Source organism: Stenotrophomonas sp. STEN033 (assembly GCF_056856655.1).
Genome location: NZ_JBXFWM010000066.1, coordinates 19,426 through 27,133 on the forward strand (window position 1 = coordinate 19,426; position 7,708 = coordinate 27,133).

The window sequence follows — 7,708 nt, forward strand, 5'->3', positions numbered from 1 at the left end:
CGATGCATCTGTTCAAAGTGAGTTACATCGCTGCATTGCTGTTGGCGGCTACGCCTGTGTTCGCACAAACGGCTGCTCCGGCAACTGCGGCGACGCCTGCAGCGGGGGAGCGTCCTGTGGTGATCGAAGGGGTGGTGCCGGATCAGGCCACCAAGGCCAAGTTGCTCAATAACCTGCGCGCGGTCTATGGTGCCGAACGTGTGGTCGATCGCATTCAGGTGGAGAGCATCGCCACGCCACCCAACTGGGGCGACTATGTTGCCGGGATGATCAACACCGGGCTCAAGCGCGTTTCACCCGGCAAGTTGGAGGTCAACGGGCAGTCGGTGCGGATTACCGGCGAAGTGGCCAATGAGGCCCTGCGGCAGCAGGTGGCCAGTGACCTCAGCCTTGCCAGCAATACCAGCTATACGGTCAGCAATGCCTTGAAGGTGGGCTCACAGCAGAGTGTGCTGGACCAAACCCTGGCCAACCGGATCATTGAGTTCCAGAGTGGCAGTGCCAAGCTCACGCCGTTTGGCATGAGCATTCTCGATGAAATGGTGGCGAAGATGGCACAGATGCCGGACAGCCGCTTCCTGATCATTGGCCACACGGACAATGTCGGCCAGCGAGAGTCCAACCTGTCGCTTAGCCATGCGCGTGCGGCAGCGGTGAAGAACTACATGATGTCCAAGGGCATTCCCAGCACGCATATGGATGTGCTGGGCAAAGGCCCGGATGAGCCGGTCGCGGACAACACCACCAACGATGGGCGTGCGCGCAACCGGCGTATCGAGTTCAAGATCCAGTAAGTGCCGGGCCCAGCTTGAAACGACAACGACGGGCTCAAAGCCCGTCGTTATCGTTTTTGACATCGAGCATTTCTTCCATCTGCTCGAGCGTGGTGTGGTCCTTGATGACACGCTTCAACCACACGTGCAGTGGCATCTCGCCCCAGCTGGCGGCCTTCTCGGCCAGGTAGGCGACCGGGCTATGCGGTTCGGTGCGACGGAAGAACTCGGCTACCTGACGTAGCTGCGCCAACGCTTCCTTGCGGCTGGTCGGTGCGCCGGCAGGGCCACGTGGCGCCGTGCTGGCCGCCGCTGGCTCAGCGGTGATCGCTGCGGGCGCGAAATGTGTGCCGTTCGCTTCATCGGTGGTGTCTTCCACCTCGCCGTCGAGCAACATGCCGGCCTCACGCGCGAAGCGGCGGACGGTGCGCTGCAGATGATCCAGCTGCTCACGCACCGAGCTGAAGCTGGGGCCATCCATGCCCAAGCGGCTGTCCACCGCGGCCTGCAACTCATCCAGTGCCTGGCTGCAGTCGGGCAGGGCGGTAACCAGCTGCCGGTACACGTCGTGAGAGGTGCTGCGACGCGCGGCTTCCAGAACATCAAGGCTTGGCCGGCCATCGGAAGGCTCGCCACCATTGGCGTGGGCATGCTCGAAGTCGGCCAGGCTGAAACGACCCTGCGGTGCGACGGCAATGGGTATCGCGCGCAGCCATTGCGCGGTATTGGTCAGCAACCAGCTCAGGTTACCGATGCGTTCCTCGTAGTCGCCGTCATACGCTACTGGATGCACGTCATCCCAATAGCGCTCGCACAGCCCAGCGGTGACCCGGAAGCCTGCGGCCAGGCCGGGAAAACCCTCCTGCTGGGTCGCTGCCTCGCACAGCCAACCGGCCAGGCGCAGGTCTTTGGTGCGGGTCTGCAGCAACTGGTTGCAGTCGCGCAGCACGCTGCCCCAGTCCGCATATTTGATATCGGTCTGCCACGCCCCCTGATCCAGGGTGGGGTCATCGGCACGACGGTTTTCGATGATCCGATCAAATTCGGCCGAGAACGACAGGTCTTCACCGGTCGCTGCGTATCCGTCAATCGGGGCCAGCAGGGCATCCTGATCCAGCATGGCAAATCTCGTTGTGGGTTACCGCCCGATTCTAGCGCGGCTGTGGGCAGAAGAATGTAGCGCTCGGTTGCAGGCTGGCGAAGAGAACGTCGCGCCTGCCTTCATTCAGCAATGGCTGGGCAGCTTGCTCATGCACCCTTGGGGCGATGACGGACGTGGATGTGAAGGGGATGTCGTTGCACCTGGCCTGCGGCGTCAAGCGCTGGCGTTGCCACGGTCAATCACGGATGGGCAGGTCGATGTGGCTGCTGCCATACCAGCGTACTTCCAATGGCGTTGCTGCATCGACCAGGGTTTCATCACTCGGGTCCTTGCCGCTACCGAGATTGAGTTGTCGATCGGGCTGCTTGATCACCCCCAGCGTCACCACTATGCGGCTGCCTGCAGCGAGCCTGCAGCGAGCCTGCGGCCCAGCAATCGGGTATCGGTCACGCGCACGCTATGGCGTCGTGCGGGGGCGAGCAGCTGCCGCTGGCGGGGATCGGCTGCATGACTGAGCCGCTGCAGCCAGTACGCAAGATCGAGATAGGTGCCGTCGGCAGTGCGTTCGTAGATGGCGAGCGCGATGTCGGCGTCCTGTTTGTTCAGACTGAAGTCCAATGTGCCTGAGAACGCACCCGCCAGTTCGGTGTCCTGCGCCAACGGTTCGCCCAGGAAGACCAGCCCCGCGTGTGGATCAAGCGTGCGGTTGACGACATTGGGCGGGGCCTGCCAAGCGGCGTCGCCGCGATCACGGAAATCGACCCGCTGCACGCTGCTGCGGGCAGGCGCGGGTTCAACCGCAAGTCGATGACCGCCAGCGCTGGCGGGCAGCAGGTAGAGCCGCTGTTGGCGTGTCGGCATTGCATCAAGCGATGCGACATGACGCCACTGGTTGCTGCCCATGACCTGCCAGTTGACCCGGTCGGCCAGCAGCGGCGGTTTGGCCGTAGCTTTCAGCACATGGTCGAACCATGCAAGGCGCAGCGCCTGAAGGTCCACGCGCGCGACGGGATCAGGGGTATAGCCCTGCACCTGTTCGGGTACGCCAGTCTGCATGGTGAAATGCTCGTAGGGACCGATGAGCAGGGTGTGATCTGCATCCGGGCGCTGTTTCAGGTGCTGGCGGAAGTAGTGCAGGGCGCCGACCTGCGCGCCGTCGAAATAGCCGGTTGTCGCCAGCACCGGGATACCGATGTCAGCGAACTCCCGCGCTTGGGGTATCAATGCCTGCCAGTAAGCGTCATAGGTAGGATGCTGCAGCCAGCGCTCGAACCAGGGGTTCGCCGCGCCGTCCAGCATAGGCAGGTCGCGATAGGCCTGCCCGCTGCGATACCAGTGGCTGTTCAGCGCGTTCCAACGCTCGTTGTCGCCATAGGTTGCATCGTCCAGCGAGGTGCTGTTGGTTGTGTAGAACGGCCATGGGTAGATGAAATTCAGGAAGATCCCACCTTCCATCGGTACGTCGATGCCCGGCGCGGTGGTTGCGGAGGTGGCGATGGCTTTGAGTGCAGGGGCCCGTTGTTTGAGTGCCGCCCATTGCGTGAAACCGCTGTAGCTGCCGCCATACATGCCGACCTTGCCATTGCTCCATGGTTGGGCGGCAGCCCAGGCAATCACTGCCGCGGCATCGCTGCCATCGTGCTCATACGGCCGGATCGGATCAGGGCTGCGGCCCTTGCCGCGACTGTAGGCGACCACGCTGCCGTAGCCGTGTGCAGCCATGGTCTTGGCATCGGACCAGGCCCAGTCGTCATTTGCATAGATGGTGAAGGTCAGCAATACCGGTAGTTTGCTGGCCTTGTTAGGGTGCACGGAAATAACGGAGATGCGCGCGCCATCGGGCGTGGTGATGCTGATGTCGCGGTCAATGCTGTAGCGCCGCGCGTCGTCTTCGCGGATAGCCTGCGGCGCCAGCGGCAGGAAGTCCGCGTAGACACGGTGTACCTGCCATGCGCGCAGCAGGGCAATGGTTTGCTCGTCGTCCAACGCAGCGACACTGTCAGTGGCATTGATCAGTCTGTCGCGTTGCTCGCGTAGCGGTTGCAGGTTGCTGGCGAAGGCGAACTCGGCTTTCAGGGCCGTTGGGTCGTCGAGTCGCTGGAAGTGCGTTTCAAAACATTGCTTCCAGGCATCGGCAAAGCTGATTCCCAGCGCTTGCTGTAGCTGCTTGGCGTTCGCGTAGATTTCGTACTGGAGGTATAGCGGCGGTTGTTGGCGTGGATCGGCGCGCAATGCGCGCAGTTTGCGGATGCTCTCCAGCGCCTGTGGATACTGGCCAGCGACGATCTGCAGGCGGAAACGGGTGTCCAACAGCTGTTGTTCGTCGCCCTGGGGCAGGCGGCCCAAGGCGAGCCTTGCAAGCCCGGGCATGGCTGCATCGATATCGGCGGCCTGTGGCCGCGCCAGCCTGGGAGCTGGCTGGTCCAAGGCCGAGGCAGTTCCCGCGCTGAGCAAGAGCAGTAGGGCAAGCAAGCCACGCATGGGTAGACCATCGGTTTGATCGTCGGTCTTCAATAGCACATCGCCTGGATGAGCGTAATGAGCGGCCTGAGTGGGTCAGCGCCTTGCCGCAAACGCGGGGATCCAGTCTTGGAAGCGTTGCCTCTGCCCCGGTTCTGGCAGGCACACACCATTGGGCACCAGTGTTGAAAGCAGAACGGGCAGGCCATCGGCCTGCCCGTTGCATTCACGGCCAAAGGCCCTGTATCAACCGAGGATGCCCGGCAGATCCAGGCCCTTTTCCTTGGCGCAGTCGATGGCGATGTCGTAGCCGGCATCGGCATGGCGCATCACGCCGGTGCCGGGGTCGTTCCACAGCACGCGTGCGATGCGCTGGTCGGCGGCCTCGCTGCCGTCACAGACGATGACCACGCCCGAGTGCTGCGAGTAACCCATGCCCACGCCGCCGCCGTGGTGCAGGCTTACCCAGGTGGCACCGCCGGCGACATTGAGCATGGCGTTAAGCAGCGGCCAATCGGAGACCGCATCCGAGCCGTCCTTCATCGATTCGGTTTCGCGGTTGGGCGAAGCGACGCTGCCGCTGTCCAGATGGTCACGGCCAATCACCACCGGCGCGCTGAGTTCGCCATTGCGCACCATTTCGTTGAAGGCCAGGCCGAGTTTGTGGCGCAGACCCAAGCCAACCCAGCAGATACGTGCCGGCAAGCCCTGGAAGCTGATGCGTTCGCGCGCCATGTCCAACCAACGATGCAGGTGTGGGTCGTCGGCGATGATTTCCTTGACCTTGGCATCGGTCTTGTAGATGTCTTCAGGGTCGCCACTCAGCGCCACCCAGCGGAACGGGCCAACACCGCGGCAGAACAGCGGACGCACATAGGCCGGCACGAAACCGGGGAAATCGAAGGCGTTCTGCAAGCCTTCGTCGAAGGCCATCTGGCGGATGTTGTTGCCGTAGTCGACGGTGGGAATGCCGGCGGCATGGAAGGCCAGCATCGCTTCGACGTGCACGCGCATCGCGGCCTTTGCGGCATCGCGCACCTTCTCCGGATTGGCCTGCTGTTCGGCCAGCCATTGCTCGACGCTCCAGCCGATCGGCAGATAGCCATGTACCGGGTCGTGGGCGCTGGTCTGGTCGGTAACGCAGTCCGGGCGAACGCCGCGGCGTACCAGTTCCGGCAGGATCTCGGCGGCATTGCCAAGCAGGGCAATCGACTTGGCTTCACCGCTCGCCGTGTACTTGGCGATGCGTGCCAAGGCGTCGTCGATGTCGGTGGCCTGTTCGTCTACGTAACGGGTGCGCAGGCGGAAGTCGATGCTGCTCTGGCGGCATTCGATGGTCAGGCTGCTGGCACCGGCCAACGAGGCGGCCAACGGCTGTGCGCCGCCCATGCCGCCGAGGCCGGCAGTGAGGATCCACTTGCCGCTCAGGCTGCCGCCGTAGTGCTGGCGTCCCATCTCGACGAAGGTCTCGTAGGTGCCCTGGACGATGCCCTGGCTGCCGATGTAGATCCAGCTGCCGGCGGTCATCTGCCCGTACATCATCAAGCCCTTCTTATCGAGCTCGTTGAAGTGCTCCCAGTTGGCCCAATGCGGTACCAGGTTGGAGTTGGCGATCAGCACGCGCGGTGCATCCGGATGGGTGGGGAATACGCCGACCGGCTTGCCGGACTGCACCAGCAATGTCTGGTTGTCGTCCAGTCGCTGCAGGGTCTCCAGAATCTTGTCGTAGCTTTCCCAATCGCGTGCGGCGCGGCCGATGCCGCCGTAGACCACCAGCGAGGTCGGGTCTTCGGCGACCTCGGCATCGAGGTTGTTCTGCAGCATGCGGAAGGGCGCTTCGGTCTGCCAGGATTTGCAGTTGAGCGTGGTGCCGCGAGGTGCGCGCGGGTTGCGGGAGGGGTCGTGACGGGTCATGCATTTCTCCTGGTAGCAAATTCCAGACAAGCGCCAAGCACTTGCTGCAAGGTGTTGCGGACGGGGGTTGCGTGTTCGGGGTCGTAGGGCGTGGGCCAGCTGTGCTCGTCCACGTCCTCGGGTGCGGGTTCGTGCATGTAGCCGCGGCAGCCCAGCTCCATCTGCAGGGTGTGCACGCCGTTGGCGGTGTTGCTGTAGTGGCGGGTGATCCAGCCACCCTTGAAGCGACCGTTGCGCACATGGCTCATGCCGCTCAGCGCACACAGGTTCTCGACCACGTCGGTGAGCGCGTTGTCGCAGGAGGTATCGGGGGCACCGCTGGGGCCGGCGCTGCCAATATTGAACTGCGGCAGTTCACCATCGAATAGATGCGGAATCAGGGAGCGGATCGAGTGCGCGTCGTAGACGACAACGGTCTCGTGCTGGGCACGCAGGCGTGCGATCTCGCCGGCCAGCGCAGCGTGGTAAGGATCGAACCAGGTTTCGCGGCGGTACTGGATCTCCGCGTCATCAGGTTCGTGTCCGGCGCGGTACAGCGGCTGGTTGTCGAAGGTGGTAAGCGGGCACAGACCGGTGGTGTTCTGCCCAGGGTAGAGGGAGACACCGGATGGGTCGCGATTGACGTCTATCAGCGAGCGCGAGATGGCAGTGCGTACCGTGGTGACGCCCATCGCCTTGGCGAAGGCATAGAGTTCGTGCACCCACCAATCGGCATCGCGGCGTGCAAGCCACGGTGATACGAAGTGGCCGACGCGCGATGCCGGCAATTCGGTTCCGGTATGCGGGAAGCTGACGATCAATGGAGCGTGACCGTGGTGGATCTGCAGCCAATCAGGGGAGTTCGTCATGGGGATTCCTGGGGTATGGCAGGCGTTGTTCTTCCCTTGCTGGCGGGGGAAGATGCCCGAAGGGCAGAAGGGGATGCTTTGCACGGTAAAGGCCAGAAGCTCCCCTCATCCGGCGCTGCGCGCCACCTTCTCCCGCAGGCGGGAGAAGGGCTTGCATCGCAGCTCGCGGTGAACTGTGCCTGGCCTGGCAAATTGCGGCGTTGCTGGCTGTCGCCTCTCCCGCTTGCGGGAGAGGATGCCCGGAGGGCTGGTGAGGGCGCTCTTCGCGGTGAAGCCGAAAAGCTCCCCTCATCCGGCACTGCGCGCCACCTTCTCCCGCAGGCGGGAGAAGGGCTTGCATCGCAGCTCGCGGTGAACTGTGCCTGGCCTGGCAGATTGCAGCGTTGCTGGCTGTCGCCTCTCCCGCTTGCGGGAGAGGATGCCCGGAGGGCAGGTGAGGGCGCTCTTCGCGGTGAAGCCGAAAAGCTCCCCTCATCAGGCACTGCGCGCCACCTTCGCCAGCAGGCGGGAGACGGAATGGCAACACGGCTTTCGGCCAGCTCTGCATGCGCTTCAATCAGGCCTTGTCAGTCACATCAACACCCGGCAACTGCACACCCAAGCCAGCCGTC

The 7,708-nt window shown here is 63.4% G+C and carries 6 protein-coding genes; 1 reads left to right on the forward strand and 5 read right to left on the reverse strand.

Annotation, left to right across the window (positions count from 1 at the left end):
- The first annotated feature begins 2 nt into the window (after positions 1-2).
- Positions 3-794, forward strand: a complete 792-nt coding sequence (locus tag AC1VXC_RS17545) for an OmpA family protein (RefSeq protein WP_313172225.1) — start codon at positions 3-5, stop codon at positions 792-794.
- Between the two features lie 34 nt (positions 795-828).
- Here AC1VXC_RS17545 and tssA read toward each other — a convergent pair whose 3' ends face one another.
- The 5 genes from tssA to hutG all read right to left on the reverse strand — a co-directional run bounded on the left by tssA (position 829) and on the right by hutG (position 7,097).
- A complete protein-coding gene (gene tssA / locus AC1VXC_RS17550) occupies positions 829-1,893 on the reverse strand; it encodes a type VI secretion system protein TssA (RefSeq protein WP_481538550.1) in 1,065 nt (354 codons plus the stop codon).
- 217 nt (positions 1,894-2,110) lie between these two features.
- Positions 2,111-2,248: a hypothetical protein gene (locus AC1VXC_RS17555; protein ID WP_481538551.1), complete on the reverse strand. Its 138-nt coding sequence runs from the start codon at positions 2,246-2,248 to the stop codon at positions 2,111-2,113.
- Between the two features lie 14 nt (positions 2,249-2,262).
- Positions 2,263-4,302, reverse strand: a complete 2,040-nt coding sequence (locus AC1VXC_RS17560) for a CocE/NonD family hydrolase (RefSeq protein ID WP_481538552.1) — start codon at positions 4,300-4,302, stop codon at positions 2,263-2,265.
- Between the two features lie 279 nt (positions 4,303-4,581).
- Entirely contained in the window at positions 4,582-6,249 is a 1,668-nt protein-coding gene (hutU, locus tag AC1VXC_RS17565) for a urocanate hydratase (RefSeq protein ID WP_481538553.1), read from the reverse strand.
- Positions 6,246-7,097: an N-formylglutamate deformylase gene (gene hutG, locus AC1VXC_RS17570; RefSeq protein WP_481538554.1), complete on the reverse strand. Its 852-nt coding sequence runs from the start codon at positions 7,095-7,097 to the stop codon at positions 6,246-6,248. The genes hutU and hutG overlap by 4 nt, the downstream gene beginning before the upstream one ends.
- Between the last annotated feature and the right edge of the window lie 611 nt (positions 7,098-7,708).

What these genes read in the sequence shown, in the direction of transcription:
- AC1VXC_RS17545 (WP_313172225.1), top strand. Translation starts at nt 3, where the DNA reads ATGCATCTGTTCAAAGTGAGTTACATCGCTGCATTGCTGTTGGCGGCT.
- tssA (WP_481538550.1), bottom strand. Translation starts at nt 1,893, where the DNA reads ATGCTGGATCAGGATGCCCTGCTGGCCCCGATTGACGGATACGCAGCG.
- hutG (WP_481538554.1), bottom strand. Translation starts at nt 7,097, where the DNA reads ATGACGAACTCCCCTGATTGGCTGCAGATCCACCACGGTCACGCTCCA.
- hutU (WP_481538553.1), bottom strand. Translation starts at nt 6,249, where the DNA reads ATGACCCGTCACGACCCCTCCCGCAACCCGCGCGCACCTCGCGGCACC.